Origin of the sequence: Kribbella sp. NPDC058693 (assembly GCF_042715335.1) — a bacterium.
In the GTDB taxonomy this organism is placed as follows: Bacteria; Actinomycetota; Actinomycetes; order Propionibacteriales; family Kribbellaceae; genus Kribbella; species Kribbella jiaozuonensis.
Window position 1 is genome coordinate 1,603,260 of the sequence record NZ_JBHXSQ010000003.1, and the last position, 17,743, is coordinate 1,621,002.

Here is a 17,743-nt window from a genome sequence, read left to right on the forward strand (position 1 = left end):
CAACAACCCCGTCAAAAACCCACGCGAAGAACACGCAGCCCTCACGCGAACGCCCGCCGTCCCGGCACCCACCCCGGGTGGGGGTCGGAGCCGGCACGGTTGTTGTCAGCGCACGAGGACGATCGAGTTGATCGGGGTGAAGTCGTGCGGTTCGGCCGGGCCCGTCCAGCGGTAGACCGGACCGCAGCCGGTGCCGTTGGAGCCCGTGCAGATTTGGAAGCCCGCGCCGCCGGTCTGGCTGTTGATCAGCGTCTTGGTGCCGATCACGTTCGACAGGTTGTGCGCGCCGTAGCTGTACCAGATGTTCTTGCTCAGGATGCTGCCGTTCGGCTCCTGCAGACAGACTGCCCCCGACGGGCACGCCGTCGCCGTACCTGCGGTCGCCGCGTCGGCGGTCGGCGCGAGCGCCACGCCCGTACCGATCACAGCGGCGGCGATTCCGGCGGCAGTCATCGCGATCTTGCGCATGCTTTCGTCCCCTCTTGTCCGTACGGTCCCCGGTCGGAGACCGCACTTCGAAGTTAGGAGACTTCCGCCGCGCTGTGGGGCGCTCCGGCCCGGTTTCGGTCTGCTCCGAAACGGGTTGCGATCAGGCGCTGCTACTTCACCAGCACGAACGAATTGATCGTGGTGAGGTCGGACGGTTGGGACTCGCCGACCCAGCGGTTCACCGGGCCGCAGGGTGCGCCGCCGTTGTAGCCCTTGCAGACCTTGAAGCCTGCGTTGTTGGTCTGGTTGTTGACGATCACATGAAAGCCGATGACGCCCGACAGGTTGTGCGGGCCGAAGCTCCAGAAGATGTTCTTGGCCAGGATGTGCCCGTCGGTCTCACGTATGCAGACCGCCCCCCTCGGGCATGGCGTCGCCGCTTGAGCGCTGGGCACCAGCGCCATACCCATCCCGAGCACACCGGCAGCAATCCCCGCGGCAGTTGTCGCGATCTTGCGCATGCTGTTTCCCCTCGTGTCCGAGCCCTCCGATCGAAGGCTTCGGCCGCGAAAGTAGTCCGCGCGGGGTCTGCCACAGAGCCGCTTCGAAAGACTTCGAAGCGACCGTGCTCAGCTCATCCGAGTCTCGGCGAAGTCCAGCCAACGCGCGGTGTCGGCCGGCCCGTGATGCCGAATCGACCAGTCGACCAGACGCAAACTCATATGCGCCCAGTACAACCGCAGCACGCCGGGCTCCAACACACCCTCAAGCAACTCATCGAACCACCCGAGCTCCGCGTCGAGCGGCTCCGAGCCCGCGTCGAACCGAAGCCCTGTCTCGCCGTCGAACCGGGGTCGGGTCTCGCCGTCGAGCTGGAGCGGGGACTCGCCGTCGAACCGCGGCTGCGTCTGGGCGGCGAACTGGGATCGGGGCTCGGCGTCAAGCACGGGTCGCGTCGCCGCGTCGAGCGGCGGTCGCGTGTCGGCATCGGGCTGGAGTTGGATCGCGGCGACGTGCGGCGGTCGCCTCTCGGCGTCGAACCGCAGGCGCGACTCCGCGTCGAACCGTAGGGTGACGAGGCCGAAGCGGCGGTCGCCTCGGCCGATGCCGTCCCAGTCGACGATGCCGGTCAGCTCGCCGGCTTCGTCGACCAGCACGTTGCCGGTGTGGAAGTCGAGGTGGACGAGGTCGTCACCGGTCATCCCGCTCGGCTCGTCGCGACCGACCTCGCGTACCCAGTCGAGCAGCCGTCGCGTGCGACCGTCGTACCGCAGGAGAGACTCGTGCAGGCAGAAGCCCGGTCCGCTCTCGAGCAGATACATCGACGGCACCGGCAGATCAGCGCCCAGCCCCGCGAACCGATCGGTCAACGCGATCATCCCCTCGAGCAGCGCCCGGTCGACCACCTCAGGCGGCCGACCCGGCAGACGCTCCTGGACGACGGCCACCCCGTCGGTCACCTCGGTCAACAGCTGGTACTGCGGCACCGGCAACCCACCCGACCGCGCCGCGTCGAGGACCCTCGCCGTACGCCGCAGGTCGTCAAGCGAACCGAACCCGCGCGTGAGAACCCCATCCCGCCCATCAGGCCACCGCACAAACCCGGCGCCAACCTCACCCGCAGCCGCCCGCCCGACGAAGGTCAGCCCGGCCCCCGACCGCTCATTCACCTCACGAAGCAGTTCCTGAGCGTCGAGCTTGGCAACCGGCGCAGGCATCCCGTCATCAGACACGACCGCCGACCGTACTCGCGGTCGACCCCTGGCACCATCTGAATTGTTTGATGAGGATGTCAGCCCATCGCGGTGCTACGCGCGGCTCCTTCGTCGCCGTGCTGCGCGCCGCCCCGCCCATCCTTTCCGGCTATCGCCGGCGCATCCTTTCCGGCTGTCGCCGGACTTGCGGGCTATCGCCCGCACCCGTGCGGGCGACCGCCTCCGTGGTGCAGCTGGTTCGTATCTGGCGAGGTGGCTGCGGCGCGGGGGCCCGTCGTCCGGCGGGTTTGTATCTGGCGAGGCGGCTGCGGCAGGCCTCGTGGTGCGGCGGGTTCGTGCCTGTCGAGGTGGCTGACGGCGGGCCCACCGCGGTGCCACGCTCAGCTCCTTCGTCGCGGTGGTGCGCGTCGCTCCCACCCATCCAGCGCTCGAGCGTACGAACCTGCCCCTCGGCGCGTGACCGCTACGCCGTGGCGTCGGCTCGTGGTGGCGTCGGCTGGTGGGTGGCGTCGGCTGGTGGGTGGCGTCGGCTGGTGGGTGGCGTCGGCTGGTGGGTGGCGTCGGCTGGTGGGTGGCGTCGGCTGGTGGGTTGGGCTGGTGGTGGGTGCTGTTGGCACGACCTCGCTCCGCCGGGCATGACGAGGTGGGGCCATCCACGATCCGCCTCGACGAGTGCGGACCGGTGTCGCCACGGGTCCTCCCGCAGCCACCTCGCCAGATACGAACCAGCCGCACCGCGGGTGCAGTCGCACGCGCGGCAGCGCGCACGGGTGCGGGCGGCAGCCCGCAAGTCCGGCGACAGCCGGAAGGTCCCGGCGGCAGCCGGAAAGATGCTCCGGGCGATAAGCCCGGGGGTGGGTGGGGCGGCGCGGAGCACGGCGACGAAGGAGCCGCGCGTAGCACCGCGATGGGTCTACTCACACGACGAACTTGTTCGTAACGAACATGTTCGTTAGGCTGGAAGCATGGATGAGCCGAGGAGTCGGCGGGAGCGGCCGGCTAAGGAGGCGTTGACGCGGCGGGGGATTGTCGCGGCTGCTGTCGACGTGATGGGGGCCGAGGGGCTGGGTCGCGTCACGATGCGGCGGTTGGCGAAGGAGCTTGATACCGGGCCTGCTTCGCTCTACGTCTACTTCCGCAACACGGCCCAGTTGCACGCTGCCGTGCTCGACGAGTTGCTCGGCGCCGTGGACCTCTCGCCGGTCGACGCGAAGGGCGACTGGCGGGATCGGCTTCAGGCGGTGTTGGCGTCGTACACGCTGGTGCTTTTCGAGTATCCGAGCCTCGCGCAGTCGGCCGTGAGTGCGCGGCCATCCGGCCAGAACTATCTGAGGCTGGTCGAGTCGATCCTGACGTTGCTCGACGAAGGTGATGTGCCGCCCCGGCAGGCGTCATGGGGTGTCGATCTGCTGCTGCAACTGGCCACCTCGACCGCTGCCGAGCATGCGGGTGGCGACGACCCCGAGGAATGGAACGCGGTGGCCGCCGCCCTTCGAGCGGTCCAACCCGAGACGCATCCGCGGATCGCGGCGCTGGGGGAGGACCTGCTGAGCGGGGCCGGCCCGGACCGGACCTCCTGGGGCGTCCGCGCACTGATCAACGGAGTGCTCGCCACTCCACGCACGGAAGACGGAGTGCTCGGCACTCCACGTACAGAAAACGGAGTGCTCGGCACTCCGCGCACAGAAGGAGAACGAGCATGATCGCGATCATTGGCGCCGGCCTCGGCGGTTTGACGCTGGCCCGCATTCTGCACGTCAACGGCATCGAGGCCGTTGTCTACGAAGCTGAATCGTCACCGACCGTCCGCACGCAGGGCGGCATGCTCGACATCCACGAGGAGTCCGGTCAGGCGGCGCTGAAGGCAGCCGGTCTGTACGACGATTTCCTGCGGATCATCATGCCCGGCGGCGAGTCGATGAAGGTCTACGACCAGCACGCCGTACTGCGGTTGTCGCACGACCACGAGGGCAGCGGCCGGCCGGAGGTGCATCGTCGTGACCTGCGTGACCTGCTGCTCGGGAGCTTGCCGGACGGTATGATCCGCTGGGGCTCGAAGGTCGTCGGCATCTCCAACGATCGCGAGGTTCGGCTGGCCGACGGAAGCACGTTCACCGCCGACCTTCTGATCGGGGCGGACGGTGCGTGGTCGAAGGTACGGCCACTGGTTTCGGACGCGACCCCGGCGTACCTCGGCCTCTCGTTCGCCGAGCTGAATCTGCTCGACCCCGACACGCGCCACCGGGACGCAGCCGAGCTGATCGGCGGCGGCATGATGATGGCCCTCGGTAATGGTCGCGGCTTCCTGGCCCACCGTGAACCCGATCGCCTGCACGTGTACGCCGCAGCGCGAGTCGACGAGCCGTGGACCGCGGTCACGAATGACGACCTGCTGGCCGAGTTCAAGGACTGGGACGACCGCTACCTCCGTCTCGTCCAGGAAGCCGACGGCGAGCTGACCCCGCGCGCGATCCACGCCCTGCCGATCGGGCACCGCTGGAGCCGGGTCCCCGGCGTCACCCTCCTCGGCGACGCCGCCCACCTGATGTCCCCGTTCGCAGGCGAAGGCGCCAACCTGGCCATGCAGGACGCCGCCGACCTGGCCGCCGCCCTCATCGCCAACCCCGAGGACACCGAGGCAGCCCTCACCACCTACGAATCAACCCTCTTCCCCCGAGCCGAAGAAGCCGCCAAGGAATCAGCCGAGAACCTGAACATCTCCTTCGCCCCCGACGCCCCAACAGGCATCCTCAACTTCTTCGCCGGCATGGGCTGAGGCCGGCATGCGCAGGGCCGGTAGCTGCCTAGCCGCGATCGGAGGCGGCGGGGAAGACGGCGCCCGTGTACTTCTCGCCGGGGCCTTGGCCGGGCTCGTCCTGGATTGAGCTGGCTTCGCGGAAGGCTAGTTGGAGGGAGCGGAGGCCGTCCTTGAGCGGTGCGGCGTGGTGGTGGCCGAGGGAGGGGGCGGCTGCGTCGAGGAGGCCGGCCAGGGAATCGATCAGGGAGCGGGCCTCGTCGAGGTCTTTGTGGTCGGGCAGGTCGGCGGCCAGGCCGAGGTTGACGGCGGCGGCGCTCATCAGGTGAAGTGCGGCGGTCGAGATGATCTCGACGGCAGGAACCTCGGCGATGTCACGAGAAGCGGTCGAGAGCGGGTCCGGCTGCACGGCGTCGGGCTGCGAAGTGGCATCTGCGTCGGTCATGCTGTTACTCTTACATGGCGACCGACCCGGTCTGTTGGTGACCCCTGAGTGGAATATTCGAGGGTTACCAGTGGTTCTGGTCTAAGCGGAGGGCCACCTCCCACCCAGTCGATGAACAGTCGGCGGGTCCCGGTCAACGCTGAGGAATTCTGGAGGATATCCGGAGCATCACAGCGATCGTACGGCGTACCACCCGGAGGGGTTGGGGCGTCGTCGATCTGGGAATTGGGCCTTCGTGTGATCGCACGAGGGCCCTTTGTGTTTTCCAGGGGGCTCGCGGCGATGACGAGGTGGCACCAGTACTAGTTCAACCCAGGAGGACCCATCACCACTGATTTGCGCGTCAACGAGCGCATCCGCGTTCCCGAGGTGCGACTGGTCGGACCGAACGGTGAGCAGGTTGGCATCGTCCGGATCGAAGACGCACTGCGGCTGGCCCAGGAGGCCGATCTCGACCTGGTCGAGGTCGCGGCAACCGCGCGGCCTCCGGTCTGCAAGCTGATGGATTTCGGCAAGTACAAGTATGAGACCGCGCAGAAGGCGCGCGAGTCCCGCCGGAACCAGACCAACACCATCATCAAAGAGATGAAGCTGCGGCCGAAGATCGACCCGCACGACTACGAGACCAAGAAGGGTCACGTGGTCCGGTTCCTGAAGGCCGGGGACAAGGTCAAGATCACCATCATGTTCCGCGGACGTGAGCAGTCCCGGCCCGAGCTCGGGTTCCGGTTGCTGCAGCGGCTGGCCGAAGACGTGAACGAGCTCGGCTTCGTCGAGTCCTCGCCGCGCCAGGACGGCCGGAACATGATCATGGTGCTCGGACCGCACAAGAAGAAGTCCGAGGCGCGCGTGGACGTGGAAGCCGAGAAGGCGCAGCGCAAGGCCGAGCGGGAGGCCGAGGAGCAGGCGGAGCGCGCGGAACGCGCCGAGCAGGCCCAGGCCCACGAGGCAGAACGCGCCGCCGGCGTCACGAAGAAGCCGAAGGGTCCGGCCGACAACCTCGACCCGGAGTGACGGAACGCTCCGGCCGCCAGGTCAGTCACAGCAGCCGGAGCCGGTCACACCAGAGTTCGAGTCAACGAAGATAATCAGGAGCACAACAGCCATGCCGAAGATGAAGACCCACTCGGGGATGAAGAAGCGCGTCCGGATCACCGGCACGGGCAAGGTTCGCCGCGAGCAGACCGGTGTCCGTCACCTCGCCGAGGCGAAGACGTCGAAGCGTAAGCGGCGCCTGAGCGGCACCGTCGAGGTTGCACCCGCGTTCGCGAAGAAGGCCAAGAAGCTTCTCGGCATCTGAGCAGCACCCATAACCCCCCGAACATCCCCGCCGAGTGGGCCTACCTCTCTCCGGCGCAGAAATACAAGGAGTAACACCTCATGGCACGCGTGAAGCGGGCAGTCAACGCCCACAAGAAGCGTCGTACCGTACTGGAGCAGGCCAGCGGCTACCGCGGCCAGCGCTCGCGGCTGTACCGCAAGGCCAAGGAGCAGGTCACCCACTCGCTCGTCTACGCCTACCGTGACCGCAAGGCGCGCAAGGGCGACTTCCGCAAGCTGTGGATCCAGCGGATCAACGCCGCGGTCCGAGCCGAGGACCTGACCTACAACCGCTTCATCCAGGGCCTGCGGCTGGCCGAGGTCGAGGTCGACCGCAAGATCCTGGCCGACCTGGCTGTCAACGACCCGGCGGCGTTCTCCGCGCTCGTGCAGGTGGCCAAGGCCGCCCTGCCGGCGGACGTGAACGCGCCGAAGACCGACGCCGCGGCCTGAGCAACACCCGTACACCACAGTGGCGAGTCCCGGTCTGCTGACCGCGCAATCAACGCGCATCAAGCAGGCTCGGCGGCTCGCCACTCGTGCGTTCCGGCGCAAAGCCGGCCGCTTCCTCGTCGAAGGCCCGCAGGCGGTCCGGGAAGCTCTCGAGCACCGCGAGCTCGTCGTCGAGGTGTACGCCGAACCCGAGGTCGCGACCCGTCATCGTGACCTGTATGACCTCGCCGCGGCGGCCGGCGTCCCGTGGTTCGAGGTCAACCGTGCCGCTGTCGAGGCATTGAGCGAGACCGTCACCTCGCAGGGCGTCGTCGCCGTCTGCACGCTGGTGACCGTGCCGTTCGCGCCGACCGGCAAGCTGATCGCGGCCGGCGTACAGGTCCGCGACCCCGGCAACGTCGGCACCTTGATCCGTACTGCGGACGCGGCCGGCGCGGATGCCGTCGTACTGTCCGCGGAGTCCGTCGACCCGCACAACCCGAAGGCGGTCCGGGCCAGCGTCGGCAGCATCTTCCACGTGCCCGTCACCGTGGACGTCGACATCGTCACGGCCGTCGAGGCCTGGCGCGAGCAGGGTCTGCAGGTGCTCGCCGCCGACGGGTACGGCGCTACCGATCTCGACACCTGCATCGACGACGGGACGCTCGCCAAGCCGACTGTGTGGCTGTTCGGCAACGAGGCCCACGGCCTGCCTGACGACCTCAACGCCATCGTCGACCACTCCGTGAAGGTCCCGATCTACGGCCGCGCCGAGTCGCTCAACCTCGCAACCGCCGCCGCGATCTGCCTGTACGCCTCCGCCCGCGCCCAACGCCGATGACCTTCGATCAACCGGGCCGGTTCTGGCGCGGAAACCTCCACACCCACACGAACCTGTCCGACGGAGCGCTGTCGCCACGCGAGACCGCGGACGTGTACCGCAACGCCGGGTACGACTTCGTCGCGATCACCGACCACTTCCGGCCCGAGTACGGGTACCCGGTCACCGACACCAGAGACCTGCGGACGGACGGATTCACCACGCTGATCGGCGCCGAGCTCCACGCCCCGCGGACCGAAGCCGGTCAGCAGTGGCACATCATCGCGGCCGGCCTGCCGCTGAACTTCGCGTCCCCGTCCAACTCCGAGACCGGTCCTGAACTCGCCCGCCGAGCCCGGGCCGCCGGCGCCTTCATCGGCATGGCTCACCCGTCAGCGTCACTCCTCACAGCGGCCGACGCCGAGAGCCTCGACGCCGCCCACTCGATCGAGGTCTACAACGCCCTGTCCGACCGCGAGAACCGCGGCGACAGCTGGCACCTCGCCGACGTCCTGCTCAACCGCGGCCACCGCCTCACGACGTACGCCGCCGACGACGCCCACCTCCAACCCCAGGACCCGCCGCCCTGCCAGGCCTGGGTCCACGTCCGCGCCGAAGCCCTCGACCCGGACGCCCTCCTGACCGCGTTGAAGGCCGGTCACTTCTATTCCAGCACCGGCCCCGAGCTGTACGACGTACGCATCGAAGGCGACGTCATCGCCGTCCGCTGCTCACCCGCCACCAAGATCCTCCTCACCGGCGGCCACCCCGGCGCAGAACTTGCCCAAGGCACCGACCTCACCGAGTGCGCGCTTCCCCTCACCCTCTTCCGCAACACCCATTGCCGCATCACGATCGAGGACGCCTCCGGCCACCGCGCCTGGACCAACCCGATCCAGCTGCCACGCTGATTGACGGGGCGGGGCATCGCGTGTCAGCGTTGGGCTAGCGCGCGCCAGGGCGCCTCTTCTCCGCGGCAAGCACTGAGTGCACCTGGATGGTGGGAGTAGTACCTGTATCGACCGGTGAACCCTTCGGGACGGTCTGATTCAGCGGAGCGGGCTGTCTGGAAGGACTGATGATGTCGACTACACCCCTGCCCGCGAAGGCGAGTCTCAGCCAGTTGCGCGCCCGGGCGAAGGAGCTCCGCAAGGCGGTCGTCAAAGGCCGGCCCGATGCCATCGAGCGGGCTCGCGCGCATCACCCGGCGTATGACGAGGCGACCTTCACGTTGCGGGACGCACAGCTGACGATCGCTCGGGAGTACGGCCTGGCCAGCTGGCCGGAGTTGATGGAGAAGGTCGCCACCGAGCTGGTGGAAGGCCGCGAGCTGCACCGGTACTTCGGCGTCGAGCTCAACAACGAGACCTGGGACCTGCTCGAAGAGATCGACGAGACGAGCCCGCTCGAAGACCAGGAGCGGTTGCTGTACGGCGCTTACGCCGCCTGCCTGCACTGGTTGGAGGCGGGCAACGAAGCGAATCACGCGCGCGGCGAACACCTGATCGCACGGGTGGCGCTCCGGATCGGACGCGTCGAGGTCGGGCTGCAACATGCAAAGCGTTGTCTCGAGCTGATCGAGACGTACCCCGAGCAGATGGGCGACTGGGACGAACCGTTCGCCCGCGAGGCACTGGCTCGGGCGCTGGCGGCGACAGGTCAGCCAGCCGCCGCACGCGTCGAGCTGGAGAAAGCTCGTGAGCTGACGAAGCTCGTTGCCAGTGAGGGCGATCGCAAGGTGCTGGACGAGGAGCTCGCCAAGGAGCCGTGGTTCGGCCTTACTTCTTGACGCGGGCCTGCAGACCGTCGAGCAGCGCGTCGAGGCCGAAGACGAAGTTCTCGGTGAGCTCGGAGTCCAGGTTCACCGACGTACGGCGGCGGACCGACTCCTGCATCTGCGGGTAGTCGGTCGCCACCGACTGCGCCTGCTCGAGCAGCTCGCTCACCCAGCTCTCCTCGGAGCGGCCGGACTTCCGGACCATCTCCCGGGTCGCGACCTCGGCGCTGACCGTGCCGAGCACGTACGACATCACGCTCCCCATCGCGAGATCGACCTCGCGCGGCGTGAACCCGGCCGCTCCGAACAGCACCAGACCGCGCTCGCCGAGCGACATCGCGTTCGGCCCGATGCTCGGCCGCGTGTACATCACCTCGGGCAGCCACGGATGCCGCAGTACGGCGGACCGCAGGCTGTGCCCGAACAGCAGCGCCCCGCTCCGCCACCCGGCCAGCTCCGGCTCGGGTACGTCGATCTCCGCCCAGACCTGGTCGATCAGCAGGTCGACGAGGTCGTCCTTCGTCGGCACATGCCAGTACAGGCTGGTCGCGCCGGAGCCGAGCCGGGCGGCGAGCTTGCGCATGCTCAGCCCGCCGACCCCCTCGCTGTCGAGGATCTCCATCGCGGTCTTCACGATCTGCTCCCGGCTGAGCGTCTCGCGCGCCGGTGCAGCTGAGCGTTGCCGGGACCAGATCGTTTCCCTCATGCGCCCATCCTACAAAGCACTCGCACACCGTACGAGTTTGTCGTACAGTGTGCGAGTGACTAGTACACCGTTCGAGTCCTCCGAGACGTCCGCTGACACGCCCGCAGCGACCGGTCACCCGCGTCGCTGGTGGATCCTGCTGATCCTGTGCCTGAGCCTGATGGTTCTGGTCGTCGACAACACCGTGCTGAACCTGGCGATCCCGTCGCTGATGCGCGACCTGGGCGCGACGCCGGCGGACATCCAGTGGGTGATCGACGCCTACATCCTGGCGTTCGCCGGGCTGCTGCTGACCGCGGGAAGCCTGTCCGACCGATTCGGCCGGCGGAAGATGCTGCTCCTCGGCCTGGTGATCTTCGGCGCGGCCTCGCTGCTGGCGACGCTGGCCGACAATCCGTGGCAGCTGATCGCCTGCCGCTTCCTGATGGGCGTCGGCGGATCGCTGCTGATGCCGAGCACGCTGTCGCTGCTGTTCACCGTGTTCCCGCCGGAGGAGCAGCGCAAGGCGATGGCCGGCTGGTCGATGGTCGCGATGCTCGGCGTGGTCGCCGGTCCGACCATCGGCGGCGTGCTGCTGAACCACTTCTGGTGGGGTTCGATCTTCCTGCTGAACGTGCCGATCGCCGCGCTCGCGATCATCGGCACGCTTGCGCTGATCCCCGAGTCGAAGGGTCCGGCGCGCGACGTCGACCCGGTCGGCGCCGTGCTGACGATCGTCGGAATGGCGTCGATCGTCTGGGCGATCGTGTCGATCCCGGCGCACGGCTGGGGATCCGCCCGGGTCCTTGGTGGTCTCGCGGTCGGAGTGGTCGCGTTGACCGCGTTCGCGCTGTGGGAGAAGCGGAGTGAGCACCCGATGGTGCCGCTCGCGCTGTTCCGGGATCGCCGGTTCAGCGGTACGAGTTTCTCGATCGTGCTGCTGTCGTTCACTGCGGGCGGGTTGCTGCTGGCGTTGACGCAGTACCTGCAGTTCGTGCTCGGGTACAGCCCGTTGAAGGCTGGGCTGGCGCTGATTCCGTACGCCGTTGCCGCGGCCGCCTTCAACGGGCTCGGGGCTGCGCTGGGCAAGAAGGTCGCGGACCGGACGCTGATCTCTCTCGGGCTGCTGATCATCGCGGGCAGCTTCGCGATCCTGACGCGGGTGTCCGACTCGAGCGGATACGGGCTGCTGATCATCGGCCTGCTGGTGATGGGCATCGGCGGTGGCCTGGCGGGACCAGCGGCGTACACGCTGTTGATGCAGGCCGTTCCGGCGGAGCATCGCGGTGTGGGTTCGGCGATGAACGACACCGTGCAGCAGACCGGTGCGGCGCTGTCGGTCGCCGTACTGGGCAGTGTGCTCGCGGCGGCGTACTCCTCGGCGCTGCCGGACTCCGTGCCGGAGGCAGCCCGGAAGTCGATCGCGGACACCCTCGCACTCGGGCCGGATTTCTTCGCCTCCGCCAAGCACGCATTCATTGACGCGATGTCGATCTCGATGACCGTCGGAGCCGGCGGTGCGATCGCGGGTGCAGTGGTTGCGTTGGTGCTGCTGCCGCGTGGCGAGGCCAAGGTGCAGGACTCCGCTCAGGCACAGGTGGACGACCCAGTGCACTGACACGATGTGCGCATGCTGCAGGGGAGTGACGCGCAGGGAGTCGTGAATCTGATGCTCTCTTGCACGTTGGTGCTGATCCCGGTCGCTCTCGTGACATTCGCGATCGGCTGGCGGAGATCACACCGGTTCGTTCTCAAATGGGCGCAGGCCGCCGGCGTCGTGTCCACGATGCTGGCTCTCGGGTACGTCGTGACCGCGGCGACCTGCCTCATCCTGGAAGACCGCGCGCCGGGGCCATCGGCGTATCCGATCTTCCTGCTGCCGGTCGGCGTCGGCGCGCTGCTGGCCGCGCTGGCGGTCCTCGGCGCGATCGTCCGGGGCAGATACAAAATGGGCTGATCCACAGGGTTGTGGACAGCCGATTCACGCTCTTGGGGTTCGGGTTTCTAGACTGCAATTCGCAGAAGTTCCGAATTGAGAGCGAGCCATGTCCGGTCCCAACACTGATTACGACCCGGTCGAAGTGACGCCGCTGCATGCCGAAGAGGTGGAGCGGACCCGCGACGAGGCACTGACGGCGTTTACCGAGGCGGCCGATCTGGCCGCCCTGCAGGAAGCCAAGTCCACCCACCTCGGCGACAAATCGCCGATCGTGCTGGCCAACCGGGAGATCGGCGCGCTGCCGCCGCAGGCCCGCAAGGAGGCCGGTCAGCGGATCGGCGCGGCCCGGAAGGCGATCAACGAGGGCTTCGCGTCCCGGCTCGCCGTCCTCGAGGCCGCGCACGAGGAGCAGATGCTGGCCACCGAGCGTGTCGACGTGACGCTGCCGTGGCACACCCCCGAGCTCGGCGCGCGGCACCCGCTCTCGCTGATCTCCGAGCAGGTCGCGGACGTCTTCACCGCGCTCGGCTGGGATGTCGCCGAAGGCCCGGAAGTAGAGGCCGAGTGGCTCAACTTCGACGCGCTGAACTTCCAGCCCGACCACCCGGCGCGGCAGATGCAGGACACGTTCTTCGTCGAGCCGGCCGGCTCCGGCAAGGTGCTGCGGACGCACACGTCGCCGGTGCAGGCGCGGTCGATGCTGAGCCGCAAGCCGCCGATCTACGTGATCTGCCCGGGCCGCGTGTTCCGCACCGACGAGCTCGACGCGACCCATACGCCGGTCTTCTACCAGGTCGAGGGCCTGGTGGTGGACGAGGGCATCACGCTCGCGCACCTGAAGGGCACGCTCGACCACTTCGTCGTCTCGATGTTCGGCGAGGGTCTCGAGGCGCGTCTGAGGCCGAACTTCTTCCCGTTCACCGAGCCGTCGGCCGAGGTCGACCTGAAGTGCTTCGTCTGCCGCGGCGAGTCCGTCGGCAACCCCGACCGCCCGTGCCGCACCTGCGGCAGCGAGGGCTGGATCGAGTGGGGCGGCTGCGGCGTGGTGAACCCGCGGGTCCTGCAGGCCAACGGCATCGACACCGAGCGGTACTCCGGTTTCGCGTTCGGCATGGGTCTGGAGCGGACGCTGATGTTCCGCAACGGGGTCGAGGACATGCGGGACATGGTCGAGGGTGACGTGCGGTTCAGCCGCCAGTTCGGGATGGAGATCTGATGCGGGTCCCACTGTCATGGCTTCGTGAGTACGTCGACCTCCCGGCCGGGGTGACCGGTCGCGACGTCGGGGAGAAGCTGATCCGGGCCGGCCTCGAGGTCGAGACCGTCGAGGAGTCCGACCTGACCGGTCCGCTCGTCGTCGGCAAGGTGCTGACGTTCGAGGACGAGCCGCAGAAGAACGGCAAGACGATCCGCTGGTGCTCGCTCGACATCGGCAAGGACGAGCCGCAGTGGGTCGTCTGCGGCGCGAACAACTTCGCCGTCGGCGATCTCGTGGTCGTCGTGCTGCCGGGTGCGGTGCTGCCCGGTGGGTTCGCGATCTCGGCGCGGAAGACGTACGGGCATATCTCCAACGGGATGATCTGCTCTAGCGCGGAGCTCGGCCTCGGCGATGACGGTACGCACGGCATCGTCGTACTGGAGCCGGGTGAGGCGACGCCGGGCGATGACGCGATCGAGCTGCTGGCGCTGGCCGACGACGTGCTCGATATCGCGGTGACGCCGGATCGCGGGTACTGCCTGTCGATCCGCGGGGTCGCGCGCGAGGCGGCCACGGCGTACGGCGTTGCGTTGAAGGATCCTGCTCAGCTGGCGCTGGATGGGTCGGGTTCCGGTGGGTACCCGGTGCGGGTGGACGATGCCGAGGCGTGCAGCGTGTTCGTCACCCGGACGGTGACCGGGATCGACGCGAAGGCGTTGTCGCCGCGGTGGATGCAGAAGCGGCTGCTCGCGTCCGGGATGCGGCCGATCTCGATCGGGGTCGACGTCACGAACTACGTGATGCTCGAGCTCGGTCAGCCGATCCACGGGTACGACAAGGCCCGGCTGTCCGGCGAGATCGTCGTACGGCGGGCGAATGCCGGCGAGAAGCTGATGACGCTCGACGACCAGACCCGTGAGCTGGACGTCGAGGACCTGCTGATCACCGACGACTCCGGCGCGATCGGTGTCGCCGGAGTGATGGGTGGGGCGTCGACGGAGATCTCCGACGCGACCACGGACGTGGTGATCGAGGCCGCGCACTTCGACCCGATCGTCATCGCGCGCGCGTCCCGCCGGCACAAGCTGTCGTCGGAGGCGTCCCGCCGCTTCGAGCGCGAGGTCGACCCGCTGCTGCCGAGGTACGCCGCCCAGCGGGTCGCCGACCTGCTGGCCGAGTACGCCAACGGCACAATCCTCCCCGACGAAACAGTCGTAGACACCCACCCGTCCCCGGCTCCCGTCAACTTCCGCGCCGACCACGCAGCCCGCGTTGCGGGTGCGCCGATCACCATCGCCGACACGCTGCAGCACCTGCGGTCGGTCGGTTGCACCGTCGACCGCGCCGCCGCGGACGCGGTGCCCGCGCCGCTCGCGGCGGGCGTCCACGCCCCCGCCCTCGTCATCGACGCCCCGGCCCGGCCTGCGGCCGGCCCGGGCGGGGAAGAGGCTGAAGGCGGACCGGCCGCCGTCGGCGGCTCCGCGACGGCCGTCGACCTTGCTGGTGATGATCTGCTGACGGTGACTCCGCCGTCGTGGCGGCCTGATCTGCGGGACCCCAACGACTTTGCCGAAGAGGTTATTCGGTTGTTCGGGTTCGACAACGTGCCGTCGATCCTGCCTGCCGCGCCTGGTGGGCAGGGGCTGACGGTTTCGCAGCGGCGGCGGCGTCGGGTGGCGACGGCGCTGGTCGGTGCGGGGCTGACCGAGGTGGTGTCCTACCCGTTCACGGGTGAGGCGGACTTCGACGCGATGGGCTTCCCCGCCGACGACCCACGCCGTACGACGGTGAAGCTGGTCAACCCGATCTCCGACGAAGAGCCGTCGATGCAGACCACGCTGCTCGCGACCCTGCTCCGGACCGCGGAGCGCAACGTCGGCCGCGGCGCGACCGACCTGGCGATCTTCCAGACCGGCCTCGTCTTCCTCCCGAAGGCCGAGACCAAGCCCGCGCCGCTCCCGTCGGTCGCGCACCGGCCGAGCGACGCCGAGATCCAGTCGCTGTACGACGCCCTGCCGGACCAGCCGCTGCACATCGGCGTAGTTCTGACCGGCTCCCTGACCCCGACCGGTTGGTGGGGCAAGGGCCGACCGGCGGGCTGGGCCGACGCCGTCCAGATCGCCAGGCTGATCTCGTCTGCAGTCGGTGTCGAGCCCGTAGTCACGAACGTCGAGCTCGCGCCCTGGCACCCAGGCCGCTGCGCGCAATTCTCGGTCAACGGCAAGGTGGTCGGCCACGCCGGCGAGCTGCACCCGAAGGTCTGCCAGGCGTTCGGTCTGCCGACCCGCTCGAGTGCCGTCGAGCTCGACCTCGAAGCGTTGATCGCGGCCGGCCCCGAGTCGATCACGGCGCACCCCTTCTCGTCGTACCCGGTGGCCAAGGAGGACGTGGCGTTGATCGTCGCGGCCGACGTGGCAGCGGCCGACGTGCAGGCCGCGCTGGCCGAGGGCGCAGGTCAGCTGCTCGAGTCGGTCCGGCTGTTCGACGTGTACACCGGCGAGCAGATCGGCGAGGGCAAGAAGTCGCTCGCGTTCGCGCTGCGCTTCCGGGCGCCGGACCGGACCCTGAAGGAGAACGAGGTCGCCGATGCCCGGCAGGCCGCCGTCCAGGTCACCGTCGACCGGTTCAACGCCGTCCAACGGGTCGGCTAGTTCCATGACCGAGGAGGCGCGATGAGCGGCCGTCACCCGCGGGTGGCGGTCGCCGCGCCCAACGAGGCGGCCGCGGAGGCCGGCGTGCGGGTTGCCGCCGAGGGTGGCAACGCGGTGGACGCTGCGATCGCGGCCACCCTGGTCACGATGGTGAACGAGATCGGCGTCGTCTCGCCGGCCTCGGGTGGATTCGTCACGTTGCAGGTGGCTGGTGGTGAGGCGATCACCATCGACGGCTGGGTCGAGATGCCCGGCCGTGGCCTGTCGAGCGATCGGTTCGGCCAAGGCGTCTGGGACATCACCACGGACTACGGCGGCGGTACGACGACCACCGTCGGCCACGGCTCCGTCGCGACTCCCGGCGGGATGAAGGCCCTCGATCTCGCCCATCGGCGGGCCGGTAAGGCAGCGTGGCGTGAGGTCGTCCAGCCCGCGATCGAGGTGGCCCGCAACGGCTTCCCGCTCAGCCGCACGTCCGGGTACTACCTCGGCTTCACCCACGAGATCATCTTCGGCTGGCACCAGCCCAGCCACGGCGTCGTCCACAACGAGGACGGCGAGGTGATCAAGGCCGGCAGCACCGTCGTGATCCCCGAGCTCGCCGAAGCCCTGGAGCTGATCGCCCGCGACGGCGCCGAGACCATGTACACCGGCCGGCTCGCGCAGCTCCTGATCCACGACATGGCCGCGAACGACGGCATCCTCACCGCCGAGGACCTCGCGGCGTACGAGGCCGTCGTCCGTCCGGCTCTCGTCGTCAAGCAGAACGGCTGGCGCCTGGCGACCAACCCGCCGCCGGCCGTCGGGGGAGTCGCCGCCGCCGCGATGCTCGCGCTGCTCGACGGCGTACCGGCCGACGGCAGCTGGAACCAGTTCGAGATCGAGCGACTCGTCGACGTGCAGCACGCCGTACTCGGCCGCCGCCTCGCGGAGCTCGACGAAGAAGACGTCCGGCGGCTCGAAGGCCAGAAGCTGCTCGACCTGGCCGCGGCCGGCGACCTGCGCGCGCTGACCTCACCGAGTACGGCGACGGTATCGGTCGTCGACGACGAAGGCGACGCGTGCGCGATCACCGTCTCGTCCGGCTACGGCTCCGGCGTACTCACCCCAGGCACAGGCATCTGGCTGAACAACGCCCTCGGTGAGCAGGAGCTCCTGCACGGCGGCCCGCACAGCCTCGCGCCGGGCACCCGCCTCACCTCGAACATGGCTCCCAGCGTCGCCCGTCGCGAGAGCGACGGCGCCGTACTGGCGATCAGCTCGCCGGGATCTGACCGGATCCCGACCGCGCTCGCCCAGGTCTACGCGCTCTATACCCACGGCGGTCTCTCGCTCCGCGAAGCCGTCGAGCATCCACGCCTGCATGTCCGCGTCCGCGAGGACATCGTCGTCGACTACGAGGACGACCTCCCGGTCTCCGGCTCGACCGCGCTCCCGACCCGCCCGATGCCGCCGCACTCGATGTACTTCGGCGGCGTGGCGGCCGCGTTCTGGGATCCGACCGACGGCCTCCTCGCCGTCGGCGACCCCCGCCGGACCGGCGCGGTGGCCATCTCCCCCTGAGTGCCCTAGTAAGG

At 68.8% G+C, this 17,743-nt stretch carries 18 protein-coding genes; 13 read left to right on the plus strand and 5 right to left on the minus strand.

The genetic code is table 11. The annotated features are described in order from the left end of the window. Window positions 1-105 precede the first annotated feature (105 nt). From ACFWUU_RS25970 to ACFWUU_RS25980, 3 genes are all read right to left on the minus strand, one after another. Window positions 106-468: a hypothetical protein gene (locus ACFWUU_RS25970; protein ID WP_137257958.1), complete on the minus strand. Its 363-nt coding sequence runs from the start codon at window positions 466-468 to the stop codon at window positions 106-108. Window positions 469-599: 131 nt separating this feature from the next. Then, window positions 600-950 (minus strand): hypothetical protein, encoded by a 351-nt coding sequence (locus ACFWUU_RS25975; protein WP_380178971.1) that lies wholly within the window; start codon window positions 948-950, stop codon window positions 600-602. A gap of 108 nt (window positions 951-1,058) precedes the next feature. Next, window positions 1,059-2,162, minus strand: coding sequence for a phosphotransferase (locus ACFWUU_RS25980; RefSeq protein ID WP_380178973.1), 1,104 nt, complete (start codon window positions 2,160-2,162; stop codon window positions 1,059-1,061). A 947-nt stretch (window positions 2,163-3,109) separates the two neighbouring features. Here ACFWUU_RS25980 and ACFWUU_RS25985 point away from each other — a divergent pair. Then, the gene (locus ACFWUU_RS25985; protein WP_380178975.1) at window positions 3,110-3,847 is read left to right on the plus strand and encodes a TetR/AcrR family transcriptional regulator; all 738 of its coding nucleotides are present in this window, start codon (window positions 3,110-3,112) and stop codon (window positions 3,845-3,847) included. Next, entirely contained in the window at window positions 3,844-4,920 is a 1,077-nt protein-coding gene (locus ACFWUU_RS25990) for an FAD-dependent oxidoreductase (RefSeq protein WP_380178977.1), read from the plus strand. Before ACFWUU_RS25985 ends, ACFWUU_RS25990 begins: the two co-directional genes overlap by 4 nt. A gap of 28 nt (window positions 4,921-4,948) precedes the next feature. On the opposite strand, the gene ACFWUU_RS25995 is transcribed toward ACFWUU_RS25990, so the two are convergent. Beyond that, window positions 4,949-5,344: a DUF1844 domain-containing protein gene (locus tag ACFWUU_RS25995; RefSeq protein ID WP_380178979.1), complete on the minus strand. Its 396-nt coding sequence runs from the start codon at window positions 5,342-5,344 to the stop codon at window positions 4,949-4,951. Between the two features lie 336 nt (window positions 5,345-5,680). Here ACFWUU_RS25995 and infC point away from each other — a divergent pair, with 336 nt between their 5' ends. From infC to ACFWUU_RS26025, 6 genes are all read left to right on the plus strand, one after another. Beyond that, on the plus strand, window positions 5,681-6,358 hold the full coding sequence (gene infC / locus ACFWUU_RS26000) for a translation initiation factor IF-3 (protein WP_202877958.1): 678 nt from the start codon (window positions 5,681-5,683) through the stop codon (window positions 6,356-6,358). A gap of 91 nt (window positions 6,359-6,449) precedes the next feature. Then, a complete protein-coding gene (rpmI, locus tag ACFWUU_RS26005) occupies window positions 6,450-6,644 on the plus strand; it encodes a 50S ribosomal protein L35 (RefSeq protein WP_130439409.1) in 195 nt (64 codons plus the stop codon). 80 nt (window positions 6,645-6,724) lie between these two features. After that, window positions 6,725-7,117, plus strand: a complete 393-nt coding sequence (gene rplT, locus ACFWUU_RS26010) for a 50S ribosomal protein L20 (RefSeq protein WP_130439407.1) — start codon at window positions 6,725-6,727, stop codon at window positions 7,115-7,117. 19 nt (window positions 7,118-7,136) lie between these two features. Then, window positions 7,137-7,937 (plus strand): TrmH family RNA methyltransferase, encoded by an 801-nt coding sequence (locus ACFWUU_RS26015; protein ID WP_380178981.1) that lies wholly within the window; start codon window positions 7,137-7,139, stop codon window positions 7,935-7,937. Beyond that, window positions 7,934-8,827, plus strand: coding sequence for a CehA/McbA family metallohydrolase (locus tag ACFWUU_RS26020; RefSeq protein ID WP_380178983.1), 894 nt, complete (start codon window positions 7,934-7,936; stop codon window positions 8,825-8,827). The genes ACFWUU_RS26015 and ACFWUU_RS26020 overlap by 4 nt, the downstream gene beginning before the upstream one ends. Window positions 8,828-8,997: 170 nt before the next feature. Then, entirely contained in the window at window positions 8,998-9,705 is a 708-nt protein-coding gene (locus ACFWUU_RS26025; protein ID WP_380178985.1) for a hypothetical protein, read from the plus strand. On the opposite strand, the gene ACFWUU_RS26030 is transcribed toward ACFWUU_RS26025, so the two are convergent. Further along, the gene (locus ACFWUU_RS26030) at window positions 9,695-10,399 is read right to left on the minus strand and encodes a TetR/AcrR family transcriptional regulator C-terminal domain-containing protein (RefSeq protein WP_380178987.1); all 705 of its coding nucleotides are present in this window, start codon (window positions 10,397-10,399) and stop codon (window positions 9,695-9,697) included. The genes ACFWUU_RS26025 and ACFWUU_RS26030 overlap by 11 nt on opposite strands. Before the next feature lie 55 nt (window positions 10,400-10,454). Here ACFWUU_RS26030 and ACFWUU_RS26035 point away from each other — a divergent pair, with 55 nt between their 5' ends. The 5 genes from ACFWUU_RS26035 to ACFWUU_RS26055 all read left to right on the plus strand — a co-directional run bounded on the left by ACFWUU_RS26035 (window position 10,455) and on the right by ACFWUU_RS26055 (window position 17,729). Continuing rightward, window positions 10,455-11,996: an MFS transporter gene (locus ACFWUU_RS26035; RefSeq protein ID WP_380178989.1), complete on the plus strand. Its 1,542-nt coding sequence runs from the start codon at window positions 10,455-10,457 to the stop codon at window positions 11,994-11,996. A gap of 12 nt (window positions 11,997-12,008) precedes the next feature. Further along, window positions 12,009-12,335, plus strand: a complete 327-nt coding sequence (locus ACFWUU_RS26040) for a hypothetical protein (RefSeq protein WP_380178991.1) — start codon at window positions 12,009-12,011, stop codon at window positions 12,333-12,335. Between the two features lie 88 nt (window positions 12,336-12,423). Further along, window positions 12,424-13,533, plus strand: coding sequence for a phenylalanine--tRNA ligase subunit alpha (pheS, locus tag ACFWUU_RS26045; RefSeq protein ID WP_380178993.1), 1,110 nt, complete (start codon window positions 12,424-12,426; stop codon window positions 13,531-13,533). After that, on the plus strand, window positions 13,533-16,166 hold the full coding sequence (locus tag ACFWUU_RS26050; RefSeq protein ID WP_380178995.1) for a phenylalanine--tRNA ligase subunit beta: 2,634 nt from the start codon (window positions 13,533-13,535) through the stop codon (window positions 16,164-16,166). Before pheS ends, ACFWUU_RS26050 begins: the two co-directional genes overlap by 1 nt. 21 nt (window positions 16,167-16,187) lie before the next feature. Next, the gene (locus ACFWUU_RS26055; protein ID WP_137257944.1) at window positions 16,188-17,729 is read left to right on the plus strand and encodes a gamma-glutamyltransferase; all 1,542 of its coding nucleotides are present in this window, start codon (window positions 16,188-16,190) and stop codon (window positions 17,727-17,729) included. Window positions 17,730-17,743 lie beyond the last annotated feature (14 nt).

What these genes read in the sequence shown, in the direction of transcription:
- ACFWUU_RS25970 (WP_137257958.1), bottom strand. Translation starts at nt 468, where the DNA reads ATGCGCAAGATCGCGATGACTGCCGCCGGAATCGCCGCCGCTGTGATC.
- ACFWUU_RS25975 (WP_380178971.1), bottom strand. Translation starts at nt 950, where the DNA reads ATGCGCAAGATCGCGACAACTGCCGCGGGGATTGCTGCCGGTGTGCTC.
- ACFWUU_RS26055 (WP_137257944.1), top strand. Translation starts at nt 16,188, where the DNA reads ATGAGCGGCCGTCACCCGCGGGTGGCGGTCGCCGCGCCCAACGAGGCG.
- rpmI (WP_130439409.1), top strand. Translation starts at nt 6,450, where the DNA reads ATGCCGAAGATGAAGACCCACTCGGGGATGAAGAAGCGCGTCCGGATC.
- ACFWUU_RS26025 (WP_380178985.1), top strand. Translation starts at nt 8,998, where the DNA reads ATGTCGACTACACCCCTGCCCGCGAAGGCGAGTCTCAGCCAGTTGCGC.
- pheS (WP_380178993.1), top strand. Translation starts at nt 12,424, where the DNA reads ATGTCCGGTCCCAACACTGATTACGACCCGGTCGAAGTGACGCCGCTG.
- ACFWUU_RS25990 (WP_380178977.1), top strand. Translation starts at nt 3,844, where the DNA reads ATGATCGCGATCATTGGCGCCGGCCTCGGCGGTTTGACGCTGGCCCGC.
- ACFWUU_RS26030 (WP_380178987.1), bottom strand. Translation starts at nt 10,399, where the DNA reads ATGAGGGAAACGATCTGGTCCCGGCAACGCTCAGCTGCACCGGCGCGC.
- ACFWUU_RS26020 (WP_380178983.1), top strand. Translation starts at nt 7,934, where the DNA reads ATGACCTTCGATCAACCGGGCCGGTTCTGGCGCGGAAACCTCCACACC.
- rplT (WP_130439407.1), top strand. Translation starts at nt 6,725, where the DNA reads ATGGCACGCGTGAAGCGGGCAGTCAACGCCCACAAGAAGCGTCGTACC.
- ACFWUU_RS25985 (WP_380178975.1), top strand. Translation starts at nt 3,110, where the DNA reads ATGGATGAGCCGAGGAGTCGGCGGGAGCGGCCGGCTAAGGAGGCGTTG.
- ACFWUU_RS25995 (WP_380178979.1), bottom strand. Translation starts at nt 5,344, where the DNA reads ATGACCGACGCAGATGCCACTTCGCAGCCCGACGCCGTGCAGCCGGAC.
- ACFWUU_RS26050 (WP_380178995.1), top strand. Translation starts at nt 13,533, where the DNA reads ATGCGGGTCCCACTGTCATGGCTTCGTGAGTACGTCGACCTCCCGGCC.
- ACFWUU_RS26040 (WP_380178991.1), top strand. Translation starts at nt 12,009, where the DNA reads ATGCTGCAGGGGAGTGACGCGCAGGGAGTCGTGAATCTGATGCTCTCT.